At 61.3% G+C, this 18,689-nt stretch carries 17 protein-coding genes; 11 read left to right on the top strand and 6 right to left on the bottom strand.

What is annotated here, in order from left to right:
- The first annotated feature begins 6 nt into the window (after positions 1 to 6).
- The 7 genes from ACIPY3_RS11020 to ACIPY3_RS10990 all read left to right on the top strand — a co-directional run bounded on the left by ACIPY3_RS11020 (position 7) and on the right by ACIPY3_RS10990 (position 7,585).
- Positions 7 to 378 (top strand): DUF6507 family protein, encoded by a 372-nt coding sequence (locus ACIPY3_RS11020; protein WP_400333820.1) that lies wholly within the window; start codon positions 7 to 9, stop codon positions 376 to 378.
- 5 nt (positions 379 to 383) lie between these two features.
- Complete coding sequence (locus tag ACIPY3_RS11015; protein WP_400333818.1) at positions 384 to 2,789, top strand: hypothetical protein; 2,406 nt, start codon at positions 384 to 386, stop codon at positions 2,787 to 2,789.
- Complete coding sequence (locus tag ACIPY3_RS11010; RefSeq protein WP_400333815.1) at positions 2,786 to 3,442, top strand: hypothetical protein; 657 nt, start codon at positions 2,786 to 2,788, stop codon at positions 3,440 to 3,442. The genes ACIPY3_RS11015 and ACIPY3_RS11010 overlap by 4 nt, the downstream gene beginning before the upstream one ends.
- A gap of 501 nt (positions 3,443 to 3,943) precedes the next feature.
- Positions 3,944 to 4,606 carry a hypothetical protein gene (locus ACIPY3_RS11005; RefSeq protein WP_400333812.1) on the top strand — a complete coding sequence of 221 codons (663 nt, stop codon included), beginning with the start codon at positions 3,944 to 3,946 and terminating at the stop codon, positions 4,604 to 4,606.
- 319 nt (positions 4,607 to 4,925) lie between these two features.
- Positions 4,926 to 5,591, top strand: a complete 666-nt coding sequence (locus ACIPY3_RS11000; RefSeq protein WP_400333809.1) for a hypothetical protein — start codon at positions 4,926 to 4,928, stop codon at positions 5,589 to 5,591.
- A 669-nt stretch (positions 5,592 to 6,260) separates the two neighbouring features.
- Positions 6,261 to 6,863, top strand: a complete 603-nt coding sequence (locus tag ACIPY3_RS10995; protein ID WP_400333806.1) for a hypothetical protein — start codon at positions 6,261 to 6,263, stop codon at positions 6,861 to 6,863.
- 245 nt (positions 6,864 to 7,108) lie between these two features.
- Complete coding sequence (locus tag ACIPY3_RS10990) at positions 7,109 to 7,585, top strand: hypothetical protein (protein WP_400333803.1); 477 nt, start codon at positions 7,109 to 7,111, stop codon at positions 7,583 to 7,585.
- 89 nt (positions 7,586 to 7,674) lie between these two features.
- Here the strand turns inward: ACIPY3_RS10990 and ACIPY3_RS10985 are convergent, their stop codons facing one another.
- Positions 7,675 to 8,088 carry a hypothetical protein gene (locus ACIPY3_RS10985; protein WP_400333800.1) on the bottom strand — a complete coding sequence of 138 codons (414 nt, stop codon included), beginning with the start codon at positions 8,086 to 8,088 and terminating at the stop codon, positions 7,675 to 7,677.
- A gap of 314 nt (positions 8,089 to 8,402) precedes the next feature.
- Here ACIPY3_RS10985 and ACIPY3_RS10980 point away from each other — a divergent pair, with 314 nt between their 5' ends.
- Entirely contained in the window at positions 8,403 to 9,134 is a 732-nt protein-coding gene (locus tag ACIPY3_RS10980) for a DUF72 domain-containing protein (protein ID WP_400333798.1), read from the top strand.
- Between the two features lie 24 nt (positions 9,135 to 9,158).
- On the opposite strand, the gene ACIPY3_RS10975 is transcribed toward ACIPY3_RS10980, so the two are convergent.
- On the bottom strand, positions 9,159 to 9,620 hold the full coding sequence (locus tag ACIPY3_RS10975; RefSeq protein ID WP_400333795.1) for a GatB/YqeY domain-containing protein: 462 nt from the start codon (positions 9,618 to 9,620) through the stop codon (positions 9,159 to 9,161).
- A 33-nt stretch (positions 9,621 to 9,653) separates the two neighbouring features.
- The gene (locus tag ACIPY3_RS10970) at positions 9,654 to 10,979 is read right to left on the bottom strand and encodes an NAD(P)/FAD-dependent oxidoreductase (RefSeq protein ID WP_400333793.1); all 1,326 of its coding nucleotides are present in this window, start codon (positions 10,977 to 10,979) and stop codon (positions 9,654 to 9,656) included.
- Positions 10,980 to 11,130: 151 nt separating this feature from the next.
- On the opposite strand from ACIPY3_RS10970, the gene ACIPY3_RS10965 reads away from it, so the two are divergent.
- Both ACIPY3_RS10965 and ACIPY3_RS10960 read left to right on the top strand, forming a co-directional pair.
- Positions 11,131 to 11,907, top strand: coding sequence for a histidine phosphatase family protein (locus tag ACIPY3_RS10965; RefSeq protein ID WP_400333790.1), 777 nt, complete (start codon positions 11,131 to 11,133; stop codon positions 11,905 to 11,907).
- Positions 11,885 to 12,808 carry an NAD(P)H-hydrate dehydratase gene (locus tag ACIPY3_RS10960; protein WP_400333787.1) on the top strand — a complete coding sequence of 308 codons (924 nt, stop codon included), beginning with the start codon at positions 11,885 to 11,887 and terminating at the stop codon, positions 12,806 to 12,808. Before ACIPY3_RS10965 ends, ACIPY3_RS10960 begins: the two co-directional genes overlap by 23 nt.
- Here the strand turns inward: ACIPY3_RS10960 and ACIPY3_RS10955 are convergent.
- Both ACIPY3_RS10955 and ACIPY3_RS10950 read right to left on the bottom strand, forming a co-directional pair.
- Entirely contained in the window at positions 12,805 to 14,499 is a 1,695-nt protein-coding gene (locus ACIPY3_RS10955) for a RecQ family ATP-dependent DNA helicase (RefSeq protein WP_400333784.1), read from the bottom strand. The genes ACIPY3_RS10960 and ACIPY3_RS10955 overlap by 4 nt on opposite strands.
- A 108-nt stretch (positions 14,500 to 14,607) precedes the next feature.
- The gene (locus tag ACIPY3_RS10950; RefSeq protein ID WP_400333782.1) at positions 14,608 to 16,653 is read right to left on the bottom strand and encodes an ALF repeat-containing protein; all 2,046 of its coding nucleotides are present in this window, start codon (positions 16,651 to 16,653) and stop codon (positions 14,608 to 14,610) included.
- A gap of 311 nt (positions 16,654 to 16,964) precedes the next feature.
- Between ACIPY3_RS10950 and ACIPY3_RS10945 the strand changes: the two genes are divergently transcribed.
- Positions 16,965 to 18,155 (top strand): cation:proton antiporter, encoded by a 1,191-nt coding sequence (locus tag ACIPY3_RS10945; protein WP_400333780.1) that lies wholly within the window; start codon positions 16,965 to 16,967, stop codon positions 18,153 to 18,155.
- 12 nt (positions 18,156 to 18,167) lie between these two features.
- Here the strand turns inward: ACIPY3_RS10945 and ACIPY3_RS10940 are convergent, their stop codons facing one another.
- Positions 18,168 to 18,680 carry a hypothetical protein gene (locus tag ACIPY3_RS10940; protein ID WP_400333777.1) on the bottom strand — a complete coding sequence of 171 codons (513 nt, stop codon included), beginning with the start codon at positions 18,678 to 18,680 and terminating at the stop codon, positions 18,168 to 18,170.
- Positions 18,681 to 18,689: the final 9 nt, after the last annotated feature.

Raw genomic sequence — 18,689 nt, 5'->3', positions numbered from 1 at the left:
TTTCTGATGGCTGTCTGGAACATCGACATGGCCGGCGCCGCCTCAACACTGAAGGCAGCCGCCTCCCACGTCGAAGCTTCGCAACCCTCGCTGGAGGGGATGGGCAAAGCACTCGAGCAGGCCGCTGCGTCGATCCCTGGTGACGCTGCAGTGGTCCTCAATGCACTCAACGACGTAGTGGTCCTCGGGCTTACACCGTCCGCCGGAGAAGTGGCCGGCCGGTCCGAAACCATCCTTACGTCCACCGCCAAGGCCCTGGCCTTCTACCAGCAAGGGGACCTGGCCATGGCCAGCGCTGCACAACGCAACGCCGCCTTGGCCGAGACCACCGCACCCGCTCCCGTGCACGGCGGTCCGGCGCAAGCGTTGAAGGAATAGGACAGATGGCTCTAACCCCTGAAGTGTGCGTCCAGACGGGCTCGTCCGGGCTGGATCCTTCCGGAGGCTTTCGTCTCCCGGATGTTGATACTCTCGACACCGCGTCCAAGTCACTGCGCCAGCACGCAGAGGACTACCTTGTCAGTTTCACCAACACCACGGGAGCGTGGCGGGGCCTCTCGGCCCACTACACCGCCGACGAATCCGCCACTGTGCTGTCCGCTTTTGACCACCTGACGCCGACCGCGCAGCGGGTACAAAGCACGGCGAGCTCCACAGCCGCAGCACTCGAGACCTTCTCCGGTGTCTGCAGGGATTTGAAGCTGCGTTTGGAGGCCTACGGCCGGGCCGTACACGCTCTGGACGCCGACATCGACGCGTTCCCAACGTCGGTTGAAAAAACGACCATCACCCAGGGTGGTCAGCAAATTACCACTCACGAGCAGCGACACTGGACTGGTGACTCAGACCTGACGGCCATACGAAATCGGTTGTCTTCCGACGTTGAGGCCATCCGCTCTGAGTACTTCGCCGCCCAGAACACTTGCGCAGCGTCCTTGGCTGAAGTCTCGGGCGGACAGGTTCACCGGGTGGACCTCCCCGAGGAGTCCGACCTTCGGTCCGGAAGCGTGGTGGATGAAATCCTCTACGACGCCGGTTCGTTTTTTGGAATCCAGCATGACGAGCAACGTCCCTGGGGAAATAAAACCGTTGTGTACCGGCCTCACGATGTCCTGGGACTGATGCAGGGCATCGGCGCAGGCGCCGTCGAACTCGTCGACGGCGTCTGGTCGTTCAATCCATGGACCAACGAAGACAAACGTGATGCTACCTACGGCGGCATCAATGCCATGGCTGGGGCAGCGGGGACCCTGATCGCCTCGCTCTGGCACTTGGACGATAAGGAATACCAGAAGCGCGAGGGTCAAAAGATCCGGGAAGCACAAGACCTTTTTGGTTCCCTTCCTTCCGCGTTCATCCATCTCAAGGATGGTGAAACCAACGTCGGTTGGGCCATCGGCGGTGCCACTTTCAACATCGGCAGCACGGTTATCGGCGTCGGCGCCGGCGCAGCGGTGAAGGGCGGGACTTTGGCCAGCAAGGCAGGGCTCGCTGCCGAGCACCTGAGCATCGCGACGATGGACAGTGCACGCTTGGCGGCCTTTTCTGCCAGGCTGAGTGCCACGTCCAGTGTGCTCCTCAAGACCGGCCAATTCCTTGACAAGCCCGGCTCCCTGGCTCTGAAAGTCTCCGACATCCTTGCCCCCAACACCACGGCGAAGGTCCAGGGAGCGCTTACCAAGGCCAGCGTGGGTAGCTGGAACCTTGTCACCAAGGCGCAGGACGGATTGGTCTCCGGGGTGAAGAACACGGCCGCCAACAGCCTTTCTGGCGCTGCCCACGGTTTCCGGAGAATGGACGAGGCCTTCTCCCGAGCCGTGATTCCCAATCCCGACGGCGTCCTGATGCGCACCGGAGGCCACACCGCAATGGCCGACAAGCTGGATAGCATCGCGGGTTCAATCAAGGAGAACAACCAGCCCGCGTTCACCCCGCCAAGGACATCCGGGAGCCACGCACCCGCAAGTACATTCACCTCCACCATGGAGACGAAGTTCCCCAAACCAGAGCACATCACCGACACCGTGACCTTGCGGCACGGCGATATCGAATTCCCCATCCACCGCAAGGAAAACTTCGCCGCTCGCACCAACCTCAAGCCGAGCACCGAGTACATCATTGAAAACCGGCGTCTGATGAAGGACAACACCGGCGAAGTCAACACCGCAACCATCGAGAAGTACTACACCGACGAAACAGGCAAAGTGACCAGGGTGGACACCTACGCGGGCGTGAAACGCGCGTGGTCACCGGAACTGATGAAGCCCTTGCCCAACGTGACCTACAACGTTGTTGCCGAAGTCGACGGTGGCTTACAAAACACCTTCACACTCGTCATGGATCAAAACGCCCATCTTGCATCGGCAAAGGGCCACATCGTCTCCACGCTCGCCGGGAACTCCAACCGCAACGGCTACCAGCAACTCAAGGCTGGTCGGCTGGGCGGCCCAGGCTACGACGGCGGCCACGCGAGCCCCTCAGCCCTCGGCTTCATCGGAGAAAAGGCGGGCCTCTTCCCTCACCACGAGTGGCAAAACCGCGGCAAGGGCACACCCAACGAAATCGACGAGAACAACAACTTTCACAAAGCCGAAATGGATGTCATTGATAGAGTGAAGTCGGACTTGCGTACCGGCGACCCAGTCGACCTCCAATGGATTATGGACCTATCACCGGGAAAAAGCGCAGGTCTACCAAGCGATGTTCGCCTCCAGTACACGTTTGGAGATGAAGACTGGCAAAAATTTGTCTTCAACAACCTGGCCAGGAGGGAAGGCTTACAAAATTGACGACTTATGATCTCGAATCCCGGCCCATTATCATCGAAGGCCTGAGGGCGCTCCACCAAGAGGCGTTCGGACCATCCGGCTTCGCTTCAGGAATTGACGAGGTGGTCGACATCGTCATTAAGCGGCCAACGTCTACATATCGACGAGGCCACATGAAGGCGGGGCAGAAACGGATCAGGCGTGAACAGAACGCCGAATATGCGGAGAGTTCCTTGGACCCGTGGCTCGACGAATGCCGAAACGCAGCCTACGTACCCGGGTACGGTACATGGACGACAGCACAGGTACACGTATTGGCCAAAGGGCAGAGCCACGTCGATTTTTCCGACGAGGAAGTTCTGGACCGAATGCCAAATGGAAATTGGTACCCAGGTGCCCACCCTTCCGGAGCGCAGACTTGGGCGCAGCAACTTCTTGCCTATCCTCGTACTGCAGACAATATCCCTTCCTGGATGTGGGACATCTTCCGCGCGGAGGGCGTGACTCCCCCGATCTACAACCCAGAATTCAAGTCTGTTGACTGGAAGAACCGGCGCCGCCCCGTCACTGACCGCGGCACCGACTTCTCCGTCGAACCAACAATCATCGACCCGTCCCTGGAATCCGGTGTCTTGTCACGGATCGGCAAGAAGCTCTTCGGCAGCCGCTCCTGAGGGGCGAAACCCGTCGCATACAAACTCTGCACGTTTCGGCATCCCGGGCGCACGCGAGTCCTTTTGGACTCAGGGTTAGTGCAGGAAAGTGACCAAGATCGACACCTACGCGTGCGTGATACGCGCATGGTCACCGGAACTGATGAAACCCATGCCGACTGCGACCTACAACGTTGTTGCTGAAGTAGACGGCGGCCAGCAAGCCCCTCAGCTTCGGTTTCATCGGAAAAAAGCCCGGCTCTTTCCTCAGCATGAGTGGCAGAACCGGGGTTAAGGCAAACCCAATAACACCGCGAATTTCCATGCGAGTGAGATGTGCGTAATCCGCCGAGTTAAGTCGACGTTAGAGGCCGGAAGCCCGGTAGATTTACACTGGTCCTTAGACTTGCACGAGCCCGATAGGACCGGTCCGCCTAAAAGAGTCAACCTGAAATTCTACTTCGGCGGCGAAAGACCGCATGAGCAAATTCTCTGCAATGTTTCTAGTGAAAGTAGGAATCAATGACCCCGACCAACATGACCAATGATCCTTTCGTCCAGTCTGGCCTACAGCAACTAAGCAATGAAGCATTTGGTCCGAATGGCTTTGCAAACGGAATGGAAGAAGTTTTCCATGTTCTAATTCATCGAGGATCCGACACACTCGGCTATGGGCATATGATTTCGGGTGACGAAGTGATTTTCACAGGCAGGACGGACTCGGATAGTTTCTCGGACGCCGCCCTCAATGTATGGCTTGATGAATGCCGCATAAGAGCTTATTCGATGGGCGCAGGAACCTGGACCACGGCTGAAGTTCATGTATATCCCGACAAGCCGGGGATTCTGGATCTGTACGATGAAGAACGAGTTGAAAGGGATGCCCAGGGAAACTGGCCACCGGGTGGTGGGCCAGCAGGAGCGCAGGCATGGTCCCAACAACTCCTTGCCTACCCTCGTACTGCAGACAATATCCCGTCCTGGATGTGGGACATCTTCCACGCTGAAGGCGTGACTCCCCCGATCTACAACCCAAAATTCAAGTCTGTTGACTGGAAGAACCGGCGCCGTCCTGTGACTGACCACGGCACCGACTTCTCCGTCGAACCAACTGTCATCGACCCATCTCTGGAACTCAGTGTCTTCTCACGAATCCGCAAGAAACTCTTCGGCGCCCACTCCTGAGTGCGAGACCCGTGTCGGCACCTTTGGCGGATGCCAGTCCACGTAGACTATCCCCCAGCGTGAGTGGCTATACCGCCGCAAGGGCACACCTAATTAGATCAACGAGAGCAACAACTTTCATGGACCTAAATGAAGGTCATCACGAAAGTGAGAAGCGACCTGATGTCCGGCGAGCCAACTGACCTCACCTGCGAATTGAAGCTATTGCCGGCCCCTAGAAGCCGCGTACCCGGACACGCACGGTCGAGCCACACCGTCGCAGCACAGCGATCTATTTCCGGTAGATTCAACGCCATACGCGAGGCCAAAGTAGGCTGAATTGGTGGATTCCTTGAGACTTAATTCCGATCCATTTGTTATTGCGGGCCTTGAGCGCTTGGCAGATGAAGCTTACGGTTCCTCAGGTTTTGCCCTCGGGACGGATGAGGTAGTCCACGTCTTGGTTCATTACCGGACATACACGTTTGGTTACGGTCATGTGGTTACTGAAGGTAAGACGACGTACAAAAACAACAACTTCGACGAGGATTTTTCGGCTCAAGCACTCGACGATTGGCTTGATGAGTGTCGGACGAGGGCCTACTCGCCCGGTGTTGGAACCTGGACAACAGCAGAAGTTCATGTGTTCCCGAGTCAACCCGGACAACTGCACATCTTCGATGAGGAACACCTTGAAAGGATGAACAACGGACGCTGGTATCCGGGTGGTGAACCTGCAGATGCCGCCACGTGGGCCCAACAACTCCTCGCCTACCCGCGAACCGTAGACAACATCCCTCCGTGGATGTGGGACATCTTCCGCGCTGAGGGCGTGAGTCCCCCGATCTACAACCCGGAGTTCAAGTCCGTGGATTGGAAGAACCGGCGCCGTCCTGTCACTGACCGCGGCACGGACTTCTCCGTCGAACCAACAATCATCGACCCGTCCCTTGAACCCGGCATCTTGTCACGGATCGGCAAGAAACTGTTCGGCAGCCGGAGATAACCCCGCACATGCAAGTCTTTTCCCGTGTAGGTAATCTCTAGTGAGTGCGGGTGCTGCCCGGAGCCAGGTTTCTTAGTACAGGCGAAGTGACCAAGATCGACAACTTCGCGGGCGTGAAACGCGCGTGGTGACCGGAACTTATGAAGCCCATGCCGCACATGACTTACAACGTTGTTGCCGAAGTCGACAACGGCGTACAAAACACCTTCCCACTCGTCATGGATCAAAACGCCCATCTCGCAAAGGCGAAGGCCGGATCAAGGCAGGTCTCCGAGGTGGACCAGGCTACGACGGCAGCCATGCCAGCCACTCTGTCCTCGGCTTCATCGGCAAGAAAGCCGGCTGTTCCCACCACGAGTGGCAAAACCGGGGCAAAGGCACACCCAACGAGGTCGATGTAAGGAACAACTTCCACGACAGCGAAATGAATATTATTAACAGGGTCAAGGACGACTTATCGAACGGGAAACCCGTTGACCTAAGCTGGAGCATGGAGTTAAAGCGATCCGACGATGCGTCCGTTCCATCATCAGTCAGGCTTGAACACTCCTTTGGAGCGGAAAATCCGGTAGTCGCCAGATATGACAATCTCTTAGCGGCTGGAAAGTTTAGGGCGTGAAAACAAACTTCGTGTGTGACAACGGCTGGACCACGGATGGATTGGATCGCTTGCGCGAGGAAGCCTTCGGTTCCGAAGGCTTCGCTCACGGAGCAAGTGAACTGGTCGACGTGCTGGTTCATAGAACCACAAGCACTTTCTGGCGTGGCCAAATGTACCAAGACGGCAAGCGAGTTCGTAGAGGCTCAGAACTTCAGTTTTCCGAAGAGGCCTTGGCCGAGTGGCTGGATGAGTGTCACACTCGCGCGTACAAGCCCGGTCTGGGCACTTGGGTAACTGCGGAGGTCCACATATACCCCGACCGGCCCGGCGAACTTAACCTCTTTGATGAAGAACACCTGGAGCGTGCCTCAAACGGTGAGTGGTATCCAGGCGGATGGCCATCTGATAGCACGGCCTGTTCGCAACAATTGTTGGTTTTCCCGCGCACGGAAGACCACATACCTCTCTGGATGTGGGACATTTTCCGGGAAGAAGGCATGACTCCCCCGATCTACAACCCGGAATTCAAATCCGTGGATTGGAAAAACCGGCGACGCCCCGTCACGGACCGCGGCACTGACTTCTCCGTCGAACCAACAGTCATCGATCCCGCCCTGGATCCCGGTGTCTTGTCACGGATCGGCAAGAAGCTCTTCGGCAGCCGCTCCTGATGGCGAGACCTGACGCATAGAAACAATAACCTTTAGAAAGCTGGGTAACTGCAGAAGTGACGGATTCGGGATTGCAAGAGAATTCCTACGTCAACGCGGGCCTTGAGAGGCTGCGTGACCAAGCATTCGGTGAGTCAGGTTTTGCTCATGGCGTCGACGAACTGTACTACGTGCTGATACATCGGGGCTCGAACACTATCGGATTTAGGTATGCGGTAGTAAACGACCAAACTCGAACGCGGGGCATGACCGAGCCGGACGACGAATTCACCTATGAGGCCTACGATGAATGGCTCGACGAGTATCGGAAAACAGCCTACGAGCCGGGCCTCGGTACCTGGACTACAGCGGAAGTTCGTATTTTTCCGCACAAGCCGGGCACCCTCCATGTCTCAGACGACGAGCACCTCAGACGAATGAGTGATGGAAGCTGGCATCCGGGAGCGAGGCCGGCGGACGCGTCCACGTGGGCACAGCAACTCCTCGCCTACCCGCGAACCGTAGACAACATCCCTCCGTGGATGTGGGACATTTTCCGTGAAGAAGGCGTGACTCCCCCGATCTACAACCCGGAATTCAAGTCCGTTGATTGGAAGAACCGGCGCCGCCCCGTCACGGACCGCGGCACCGACTTCTCCGTCGAACCAACAATCATCGATCCGTCCCTTGAACCCGGCACCTTGTCACGGATCAGCAAGAAACTCTTCGGCACCCGGTCCTGAGGGGTGAAGCCCAGCTCAGGTAAGCAACACGCGGCCACCTGGGTGCAGCAGGGAGTGCAAGTTTGCGCGAGCCGAGTATGGGGTCGCAGCTAGCTGGCCGTGGCCATCTTGTGCAGGAACCACACGGGAAGCTCCATGCGTTCGGTTTCCGCCAAGTAGTCCCCGGCTTCGGGCTGCTTCGCCCACGCGGGTTCCCGGTAAATAAACTCCGTTTCGTAGTGACCCGGTTTCGCAGGGTTGAGCTCGGCTTTGCACTCGAACCACGTGCTGCCGCCGGGACCACGCGTCAATTGCCGGACTTCCGATAGCTGGTCCATCAACTGCGCGGGAACGTCGTTGGTGTAGCGCCCACCGTCCATCTCAAAAACAAAGAGGCCTTCCCGGTGGGTACCGATCTCCCTGAACTCCAACCACGCGGCAGACCACTGAGGCGGCAGCATGGGGAAGAGCCCCGCGAGCACTTCACCTACCTGGCCCACGGCCGCAATGGAGTTTTCACTCACTACTGCGGAACCCCCAGGTTGAGCCACTGCCACGACTCTCGGAGCGTGCTGCCTGAAGCACCAGGCGGAGGAAATGGCCACCAGCGGACCAAGCACTTGCGTCAAGAGTGGGAAGAGTGGATCCATGCCGCCACTCGTCGTCAACGCTGAAATGCCCAGGGTTACAAGAAACAGGACCAAAGCCAATCCGATGTAGCCCTTGGTACGTCTCGCCCACCTTTGCAAGAGCACGTACAGTATGACGGCCAGCACCAGGACCAAACGGGCAGAGCCGAGCTGTGGATAAACCACGCAAAGCAACTACCATCCAAACCATGGCCATCCACATCGGCACTTCCGGCTGGAGCTACGACCATTGGGCCAACGTGCTCTACCCGCCGGGCCTGCCCACAGCCAAGCGGCTCCAAGCCTATGTGGAGCGGTTCAGCACAGTGGAGCTCAACGCCAGCTTCTATCGCTGGCCGCGGGACACCACGTTTGCGGGTTGGCGCGACCGGCTTCCACCCGGCTTCGCCATGTCCGTGAAGGCACCCAGGGGCCTCACCCACGGCAAGAAGCTCTATGCCCCGGAGGTCTGGCTGGAACGGATCGCCCGGTGCTGGCACGAACTGGGAGACAAGAGGGCCGTCCTTTTAGTTCAGCTCCCGCCGTACTTCGCCCGCGACGACGCGCGGCTCGACTACTTCCTCACAGCCGTGCCGCACTGGATCCGGGTATCCGTGGAATTCAGGCATGAGTCCTGGGACCATCCTGACGTTTATGCGATCCTGGAGCGCCATAAGGCCGCCTACTGCATCATGAGCGGCGCAAAACTGCCGTGCATCCTGAAGGCCACGGCGCCGTTCGTCTACATCCGCCTGCACGGACCGGACCATCAGCACCTCTATGGCGGCTCCTATTCGGATGACGACATGCACTGGTGGGCAGACCGGATCCTTGAGTGGACCGGTACCGGCAGGGATGTGTTCGCGTACTTCAATAACGACGGCGGTGGGAACGCCGTGCGGAATGCTGACACGCTGCGGGGACTGCTTGGCGCCGGTTGACGCTCAGCAGCCCCGCGCACGTCATCAGGACAGCCGGGAGCGCACGATCTCGCTGACGGTCTTGCCGTCGAAACGACCCGCGACCTTGGCCGTCACGGGCTTCATCACAGCCCCGAGGGACCGCATGGAAAGTTCCTGTCCGTCCGCCTTCAGCGCGGCAATCTCCTCATCAACAATCGCTTCCACTTCCTCGCGCGCGAGCGGCTTGGGAAGGTAGGCCTCGATGATTTCTGCCTCAGCAACCTCGGCGGCGGCACGGTCCGATTCTCCGGCTTCGGTGTAGATCCTGGCCGTGTCGCGGCGCTTGGCGGCTTCCTTCTGAAGCAGTGCCGTCACCTGCGTATCGTCCAGGTCCACCGGGGTCTTACCGGACTTCTCACGCGTAGTGATCTCGCCCAGCACGTTGCGGACAGTGGTCAGCGCGGTTTTGTTGCCGGCTTTCATGTGGTCAACGACGTCTGCTTTGAGACGATCCTTCAGTGACATGGTGCTCCTCGCTCGGGGTTCTCCCCCAGCCTATTACCCGGTGGACCCCGACCCTTCCGGACCAGAGTCCCAGGACGGACCAGAAGAGCCAGACGTACCCGAAGCATCAGGCTCCTTGTCCACCGGCCCACTGACCACCACCTGCGCGGGACTGTGAAGGACATACCCGTTGAGCCAGGAGAACAGTGCGCGGGCTTTCTGCTGCAGGCCGGACAACAGCGCCAGGTGCACCAGCAACCAGGACAGGAAGGCGAAGGTGCCCTGCAACTGGAGACGCTTACGGCCAAGCTCGGCCACCGCTGCGCCGCGTCCCACCATTGCCATGTAGCCCTTGTCTACGTAGTGGAAAGGCTTGCGGGTGCCACCGTTCAGGTCCGCAAGCACGTTTCCGGCTGCCCACTTGCCCGCTTGTTGGGCCACCGAACCCAGCTGGGGCAGCTTGGTGCCGGAGGCGTCGGTGATGTTCGCGGCGTCCCCGAGCACATACACACCGTCAACATCCGGCGCGGTCAGGTCCGGACGGACGTCAATCCGCCCGCCCCTCCCCTGCGCAAGGCCCGAGCCGGAGATGAGATCGCCGGCCTTCAAACCGCCGGCCCACACCACGATCTGCGCCGGAATGAACGTGCCATCGGCCAGCGAGACGCCATCTGCCCGGACCTCCGTCACACCCACACCCATGTGCAGTTGTACTCCCACCTTCCCCAGATGGTCGGCCGCGTAGTCCTGTGACTTCTTCGAGAATGCGTTCAGGACCACCGGAACCATGTCCACAAGGTGCACCCGGCAGCGGGCGGCCAGTTCAGGCGAGAAATACTTGCGGACCACGTACTTGACGTTCTCGGCCATCGCCCCCGCTGTTTCCACGCCGGTGGGACCTCCGCCCACAACCACCACGTCCACCATGCCCTCGGAGCCACGATCGGCCTTGTCCAGGAGGCGGGTGAGCCCCGTGCCAAGTTTCGTGGCATCAGTGACGGAGTAGAGCGGGTAGGCGTACTGCTCGGCTCCGGGGGTGTTGAAGAAATTGGGAACAGCGCCCACGGCAAGAATCAGGATCCGCCCATTAAAGGTCCGGCCATCCTCGATGGTGACGGTTTTACCGGCGGTATCAACGGACGCGACTTTGGCTGTCAGGACCTTGACGCTCTTGAAGCGACGGAACACGGACCGCAGCGGCCGCGCAATGGCCGAGACGCCGATCTGCGAGGTGGCCACTTGGTAAAGCAAAGGCTGGAACTGATGGTAGTTGTTTGAGTCGATCAGCAGGACCCTGACGCCCTTGCGCCCCAGCTCCTTGGCTGCTGCAACGCCAGCAAATCCGCCACCAACCACAATGACTTGGTATGTGTCGTCCATTCCAGCAACTTACTTCACCACGCGCGGCGGCAACAGGCCTTGACGACGACGACGGCGGCAGGTCGCCGTCGGGCGTTTGACTCCAGCACGATTGGGTACTGGGCGAATAGGTTTCTGCTTTCGGCCAAGCAAACAGACGGGGTGGTGCCGGATGAACGACGACGGGCTGACAGATGCGGTGCAGGAAGCGGGCGCCGTGGAGCTGCTGCTGATCAGGCACGGCGAGAGCGAGGGCAACGTAGCTGCCACCGAGGCCCGCGAAGCCGGCCGGGAGGTCATCGATGTCCCTGCTCGCGACGCGGACGTGAACCTCTCGGGCACCGGGCAGGAACAGGCCAAGGCACTCGGGACCGCGTTGGCAAAAATACCGGAAGATTCCCGGCCGGACGCAGTGGTGTCCTCACCCTATGCAAGGGCCAGGGAAACCGCGGGCATAGCTTGCGAGTCGGCAGGCTGGCAAGCAAACATCCTCACTGACGAGCGGCTTCGGGATCGCGAATTGGGCATTCTGGACCGGCTGACCAGCCGTGGTGTCCAGGCGCGGTTCCCCGAGGAAGCGGAGCGCAGGCTGTGGTTGGGGAAGCTGTACTACCGGCCGCCAGGGGGCGAGTCGTGGGCTGATGTAGCGCTGAGGCTGCGTTCCGTGCTCGCCGAACTCAACACCCTGAACAGTGGACGCCGCGTCATGCTGGTGTGCCACGACGCCGTGATCCTGCTGGTTCGCTACGTGTTGGAAGGGATGTCCGAGGAGGAGATCCTGGACCTGGCGTCAACCACCTCTGTGCTGAACGCCTCCATCACAAGGTACGTCCGGCCGTCAGGCGCCGGCCCGTGGACCTTGGAGAGCTTCAACGTGGCGGACCACCTCACGGAGCAGGGAGTAACTGTAACCGAGCATGCCGGGGATGCCAGTGTCCATCCACAGTGAAACTCCAACACCCGTCACACCGTCACTGCTGCGTGACTGGCCGCTGCCAGCGCCAGGCGAAGACAAGTATTCGCGTGGTGCAGTGCTGGTGATAGGTGGTTCGCGTTCGACGCCGGGGGCTGCTTTGCTGGCGGGGATCGCTGCCCTCCGGGCCGGTGCCGGCAAATTGACCTTGGCGGTTCCCGAGTCGGTGGCCGTCCAACTGGGTGTTGCTTTGCCGGAGTGTGGGGCGGTGGGTTTGCCGGAAAATGGCGAGGGCTCGATGACGGGCGAAGGACTTGACCGAATTTCCTCGTACCTGGACCGATCGGACGCCATCCTGGTCGGGCCCGGCCTGGACAACCTTGGGCTGACGGAGCAACTGCTGGCCGCCCTCCTTGACCGGGAGGAGTCAACCGGTGCGGAGCGCACGGGCAGCGGTCCCGCCGTCGTACTGGACGCTTACGCGCTGGCCTCGGTAACCAAGCTCGAGGACCGACTGGATCCGTGGCGCGGCAGGCTGATCCTCACTCCCAATCCCGTGGAGGCAGGAATCCTGCTTGGCCGCGACACCAATGACCTGCAGCAGGACGTAGCCGACGTGGCGCGGAGGTTCGACGCGGTCGTCAGCTGCCAGGGTTTCATTGCCGCTCCGCCAAGCGCTTCACCGGACGACTCCGCGCTGTGGAAGATCACCACGGGATATGGCGGCCTGGGTACCTCCGGCAGCGGCGATGTGCTGGCCGGAACGATTTCCGGCCTTCGCGCGCGGGGAACCAGCCATGCCCAGGCAGCCTGCTGGGGAACGCACCTTCACGCGGCTGCCGCAGACCGCTTGGCAAGCAAGCTTGGTCCTCTCGGATACCTCGCACGCGAACTCGCCGACCAACTCCCTGCATTGATGCTCGAATTGAATACCTAGGCCGGTTTCAGGAGTTCATTCTCCACAACAGCCGAGCGGGAAAGGGTCTTATAGCCCTCGCGTTCGAACAGCACGGTGATGACGTCATCCTCATACCGCATGACAAGCCCTGGACCCCACTCCTTGTGGACCACCGGGGACTGCAACGGGAAGGGACCGTCAGAAGGTGACCCACCGCCGTCGTGCGTTGCTGCCTCGGCAAGCGGAGCTTCGGCGCGCCGGGCCGCCTCCGCGCAAGCATCGCAATTCCCACACTCTTCCGGGAGTTCCTCGCCGAAGTACCCCAGGAGGAGCTGCCTGCGGCACCCATCGGTCTCCGCATACGCGCGCATCATGGTGAGGCGGGATTCGTCGACGCGCTGCCTCGCCTCAGCGAGCTCAACAGCGTGATTCACCAGTGCGGGAAGCTTGGCCTTCGAAACAAGCCTGACACCGCGCCTCCCGACCCGCACTGCCTTGGATTCCTCCAGCTGGTTCACCAGCGCCGTGACACGGCGCGCTTTCAAACCGGTCAACTCGGCGATGGCCGTCTTAGGCGCAGCCTCGCCTGCGTGCTTCACCACCTTCAGTACAGCCAGCAGCGCTTCCTCATCCGGCGCGTGGGTGCCGAAGAACTTCCGGAGTCCAAGATCCTCGGCACGATAGTGCAGCACGGCTTTCGCTGGCCCACCGTCGCGGCCGCTGCGGCCAATCTCCTGGTAGTAGGCGTCCAGCGATTCGGGAATGTCTGCGTGCATCACAAACCGCACATTGGGCTTGTCGATGCCCATTCCGAAAGCCGTCGTGGCGACGACAACATCCAGTTCATCCGCCAGGAATTGCTCGTGGATGCGCTCGCGCTCGGCAGCTGAACGGCCAGCGTGGTAGGCCTCGGCACTCAGGCCGGCGTCCGCCAACTTTGCGGCGTACTTCTCAGTGTCCTTGCGCCTGGCCGCATAGAGCAGCCCTTTCTCCCCCGCCCCTGCCAGCCTGGCAACCTGCTCCAGGAGAGCCGACCGCTTGGCTTTGTCGTCCTGGTGACGGACGACATCCAGGCTGATGTTCGGCCGGTCGAAGCCGCGAACCAGGACCAGGGGGTCCCGCATGTTGAGCCGTTGCACGATCTCGTCCCGAACCGGTGGCGATGCCGTGGCTGTGAGTGCTGCAACGGGAGGGTTCCCCAGCCGCTCCCGCACGCTGCCGAGTTCCAGGTAATCGGGCCGGAAATCATGGCCCCACGACGAAACGCAGTGGGCTTCATCCACCACGAACACCGAGAGGTCCAGCTTGCCAAGCCTGTCCACAGTGCCCGGTTTGGCCAGTTGTTCGGGGGCCAGGAAGAGGAACGCCGCCCGCCCGGATTCAACGGCTTCCCACGCGGCCTCGACGTCAGAGTCATTGCGGGATGAATTGATGGCCACGGCAGCACCATCACCCAGCTGCTCAATCAGCGCCTCGCGTTGGTCCTCTTGCAGCGCAATGAGGGGAGAAACCACGACGGCGGGACGTGCGGTCTTGTTCGTGCCCTTGCGTTGGTGGAGGTACCACGTCGCGACTTGGTAGGTGGCTGACTTGCCGTAGCCGGTGGGCATGACGGCCAGGACATCACGACCATCGGTGAGCGCGCCCATGGCATCGAGTTGCCCGTCACGGAGCTCGGGAAGGCTGAACGCCGAGGCGGCGACGTCTATCAGATCTGAGTAGTCCGGCATGGAAGCAGCTCCGCACAGTTGTACCTGTGGCCGCTTGCTTCAGCCGAGTGTCCACCCTATCGCCACCATGCTCATGATCGGGAATTAGGGCTTGTCCGAACAGCGGGGCTACGCCTTCTTTGCCGGAACCTTGGCGGCCGGCGCCTTCCTGCGAAGCAGCACTGTGATGGCCGCCGCAGCAGCGAGTACCAAGCCCACAATGAGTCCGATGGTCCAGCCGCTCAGGGCTGTAGTGCTGGTCTGCGCTGCGGGTTCTGTCGAAGCTACTTCGTTGGATGCGTCTCCTGATCCTGCTTCGGGGGACGGAACAGTGATTGTCGGCAGGAGCCCGGCAGCATCAGCGGCGGCCGGTGAAGCTCCGGCATCTGCCAGAGGAAGGACGGGTGCCTGGGCCTGGGGCCACGCCATGACGATCGGGGCGGAGCCACGCGCAGCGTCGAAGAACGGCGCATTCGCTGACGTACCGGCCGACTGGCGAGCGGCTTCAGCGGCCTTGGCGGCTTCAGCCGCGCGCGCAGCCTCTGCTGCACGGGCTGCCTCAGCAGCTTCAGCCGCCTTGGCCGCTTCAGCCGCAGCACCGGCGTCGAGCCTTGCCTTGTTGGCGAGGGCCGTCAGCTCCGCAATCATGGAGTCGATGCGCCCAATGTGCGCGGCAGTGGCCGCATCACGATTGGCGGCGGTGGATTGCCCCGCAGTTGCGAAGGCCTGCTGATCTTCCCGGCTGCCACTCAATGCCACGTCCGCGGCAGTGCGTTCTTCCGGGCCACCGTTCGCAATGCTCTTGTACGCGAAAATGGAGTTGTCCAGCTCTGCGGCTTGAGCCCATCCGTACTCCAGGAAGTAGCGGACATCCGGGTGGCTGCCCGTTTCCAGCGCCACCTTCGCAGCCTTTTGGACGGTGGGACCGCCGGTGCCGATGGCGTTATAGGTGCGCTGGCGGTCGGACTCGAACTCCGAGCCGCCGGCCGCCTGTGCCTTAGCCAGACCGGTAGCAATGAACGTCTTAACCGCTTGGTCACCGGCCTCCAGGGCGTCCTTCGCAGCCTTCTGCACCGTCGGAGTTTCAACCAGCGAGACGTACAACGTCGCTTGACGGGCCTTGGCGATGTCCTGGTCCAGGTCCGCTCCGGCCAGCGCCTTCAACAGCCCAGGGAGCTCTTTCGCAGCATTGGCAAACGCCTCACGCGCCGGCTTTTGCCGGGCGAGGACAACGCCCTCCAGAACGGCCCTTTTGTTGGCCTGGGAGACGAGAACCGTCCTGTCCGCCCCCAGCCTCGCCTGGTCTTCGGTCCTCGCTGCGGCAGCGATGGTTTTGGCCTGCCCGACGGCGGCTTCCGCCCTGTCAGCCACAGCTGCGGTTCCAGTTGGGTTGCCTGCGACGTCGGCCTTGACCTGCTCCAGAACCTTCGTGACAGAGGCTGCTTCAGCATCGCGGCCGGCAGCCACGTGCTGGCCGTAGCGCAGGAAGTCCGCCAGCACAGCCGGCTCGTAGGTATCGAGGGCAGCCTGCGCGCCGAGGGTGACGCTGGGCGAAGAGGAATCCGTCAACCACGTCACTTCCACGCGGTCGTTGGTGGCCGCGACCTTCTTCCAGCCGTTGAGCACGAATTCCTCAACAGCGTCCTCGGACGTATCCAGGCTGGTGGAGGCAGCCTTCTGCACGCTCGCCACTCCGTAGTGGAGGAAGTTCGTGGCCGCTATTCGCAAGTCCACCTGCCAGGCGCGCTCCCACCCTGTGGCCAGGAAAGCGTCAATCTTTGCGGGATCGCCCGTGGCCAGCATCTTCGAGGCAGACGAACGCACGTGCTCCGTGCCGCTCTGCGTCAATTCGGTCACCAGTTGCTTCCGGTCAGTGGCGAGCGCCGCGTCCTGTCCGCCGTCGATGAAGGCCTGCACGGCACCGGCGCCACCCGTCAGCGCCACGCCTGCAGCCTTCCGCGTGGCCGGCCCGCCCTTGGTCCAGAGGTCCAGGACATCGGCTGCATCAGCAGCCCGGTCAATGTAGGGCAAGGGCTCCTGCGAGGCATCCGGCACGTCGAAGACAGGAGCGTCGTAAGCCTGCGCGGGAGCTGCGAAGAGGAGCGATGCGCCCACTCCGGCGGCAAGAATGGCAGCAGAAACGCGGCGCCGGGTACGGCGGAGTACAGAGCTCAAGAATCCCCCAATAAAGATGCGAAGACAGGGTCCGTGAGTCTACGTGGGCGACGCTGGAAGCGAGGGATGCCTACCGGTATGACTACCTGTCCGCGGCTATCCTATCCGACTCCCGGCACGCCGCCGGACACGGTCCACTGAACGGCGGCAGCCGCACGCTTAGACGATCAAGCACGACGGCGACGCTTCGCAGGGCGGGCGCCTCGCCGTCGTGCTTCTTGCTGCATTGGCTCGCTGCCGTTATGGCGCGGGCCTGAGCAGTGGCGGTAGCTTTGGAATACTCTTCCTTCGAAGCGGCGGAGGTACCGCTGATGCAAGGCCTATCGACGTCATTGGTTGTCATTGCCTTGCTTGCTGTCGCTGCGCCGCTGGCGGTCCGCTCCCTTGACCGCTTCGTCAAGGTGCCGCTGGTGGTGTTCGAGATCCTGCTCGGTATCCTCCTTGGCCCCAGCGTCCTTGGATGGGTCCAATCAGTTCAGTTCACTGATACCTTGGCCGACTTCGGACTGGCCATGCTGTTCTTTGTTGCCGGCAACGAGATCGACTTTGGGCTGATCCGGGGACGACCCGCAACTCGTGCAGGCCTTGGCTGGGTTATCTCACTTGCAGCAGGCATCGGCGCCGGACTGCTCCTTGGCCCTTCCGTGGAGGCCGCGGTGATTATCGGCGTCGCGTTGTGCTCCACTGCGCTGGGAACACTGCTGCCGATTCTCCGGGACGCCGGAGAGTCCAGGACTCCGATGGGAATCGCGGTTTCCGCGCTCGGGGCAATCGGCGAATTCGGGCCCTTGGTCGCGATTTCCCTGTTCTTCAGCGGGAAGCAACTCGGTCCGGCATCAGCCGTGCTCTTGGGATTCGTACTCCTCACGGGATTGGCCGTGTTCCTCGCCTCGCGCTCGAGGCATCGTTTCCTGCACGCCCAGGTCACGCGCACCCTGCACACCAGCAGCCAGTTCGCCGTGCGGTCCATCATGTTCATCCTCACCGTACTGGTAGTGCTGAGCATGGTTCTTGGACTCGACATGCTGCTGGGTGCGTTCGCGGCGGGAATCCTGTGGAAGGTAGTTATCGCCCGGGCTCCCGAACAGGACCGGACCGTCATCGAGGCGAAAGTGGACGCCATTGCCTTCGGATTCTTGGTTCCGATCTTCTTTATCGACACAGGCATCGATTTCGATCTTGGCGCCCTTGCGGCCAGCCCCCTGACACTTGCCCTTGTTCCCTTGCTCCTTTTGCTTCTCTTGGTCATCCGTGGGCTGCCGTCAATGCTCGCGGCGCCTAGGAACTCCTCCTTCGCCGAGAAGCGCGCGATTGCCCTGTTCGGGGCAACGGGCCTCCCGATCATCGTTGCCGTCACAGGTATCGGGCAGGACACCGGGATCATCTCAAGCGGCATAGCATCCGCCCTGGTGGGCGCGGGGATGCTTTCGGTGCTGCTGTTTCCCATGCTCGCGCTGCGGCAAAGGGGACGGAAGGCTGCGGAGGTTGAGGAACTCGCCTGAGGCTTCCGCTCCCTACGGCTGATAGAACGGGTGGACGCTTTGTCGGGCCGGTTCCTGTGTGGGGGCCACGGGTTTCATCCGGAGCAGGCGGATGGCCTGGATAACGAGGGCCGCATTGATCAGAATGGCGAACACTGGCGGCATTCTTCCGGTGGTCGTCACCAGATCCACGGTGTTGATCACAGCAAATGCCAGCGCCATCGCGGATACCACAAGGCCGATAACCAGCGGGGCAATCGACGTGCCCCGCCGGGCGGCGATGTTCCAGATGCCGCAGCCGAGCAATGCGGCAAAGAACAGGACGTTGAGCGCCAGTACTCCAAATTCAAAGATCTTGTCCGCATCCTCCATGGTCGCCAGGAGGTGCCAGTCCCTCGCATACACGAAAGTGACGCCGGCGGCGTTGACCGCTGCCATGACGATCAAACCCGTACCGAGACTCCGCCGCCCCTTGCGGTACTTGTCGGCGTCGAACTCAGGCTTGGCCGCGGGCAGTTCGCCCGGGCTGGGAATGCGAAGGCTCATGGGAGTTCC

It is taken from the genome of Paenarthrobacter sp. NPDC089714 (genome assembly GCF_044748905.1).
Taxonomy (GTDB): domain Bacteria; phylum Actinomycetota; class Actinomycetes; order Actinomycetales; family Micrococcaceae; genus Arthrobacter.
This window is presented reverse-complemented; position numbering and strand designations above follow the sequence as displayed.

Bases quoted from the DNA above. Each gene is read 5' to 3' on its own strand.
- ACIPY3_RS11020 (WP_400333820.1), top strand. From the start codon at position 7: ATGGCTGTCTGGAACATCGACATGGCCGGCGCCGCCTCAACACTGAAG.
- ACIPY3_RS11015 (WP_400333818.1), top strand. From the start codon at position 384: ATGGCTCTAACCCCTGAAGTGTGCGTCCAGACGGGCTCGTCCGGGCTG.
- ACIPY3_RS11005 (WP_400333812.1), top strand. From the start codon at position 3,944: ATGACCCCGACCAACATGACCAATGATCCTTTCGTCCAGTCTGGCCTA.
- ACIPY3_RS10990 (WP_400333803.1), top strand. From the start codon at position 7,109: ATGACCGAGCCGGACGACGAATTCACCTATGAGGCCTACGATGAATGG.
- ACIPY3_RS10980 (WP_400333798.1), top strand. From the start codon at position 8,403: ATGGCCATCCACATCGGCACTTCCGGCTGGAGCTACGACCATTGGGCC.
- ACIPY3_RS10975 (WP_400333795.1), bottom strand. From the start codon at position 9,620: ATGTCACTGAAGGATCGTCTCAAAGCAGACGTCGTTGACCACATGAAA.
- ACIPY3_RS10970 (WP_400333793.1), bottom strand. From the start codon at position 10,979: ATGGACGACACATACCAAGTCATTGTGGTTGGTGGCGGATTTGCTGGC.
- ACIPY3_RS10965 (WP_400333790.1), top strand. From the start codon at position 11,131: ATGAACGACGACGGGCTGACAGATGCGGTGCAGGAAGCGGGCGCCGTG.
- ACIPY3_RS10960 (WP_400333787.1), top strand. From the start codon at position 11,885: ATGCCAGTGTCCATCCACAGTGAAACTCCAACACCCGTCACACCGTCA.
- ACIPY3_RS10955 (WP_400333784.1), bottom strand. From the start codon at position 14,499: ATGCCGGACTACTCAGATCTGATAGACGTCGCCGCCTCGGCGTTCAGC.
- ACIPY3_RS10945 (WP_400333780.1), top strand. From the start codon at position 16,965: ATGCAAGGCCTATCGACGTCATTGGTTGTCATTGCCTTGCTTGCTGTC.
- ACIPY3_RS10940 (WP_400333777.1), bottom strand. From the start codon at position 18,680: ATGAGCCTTCGCATTCCCAGCCCGGGCGAACTGCCCGCGGCCAAGCCT.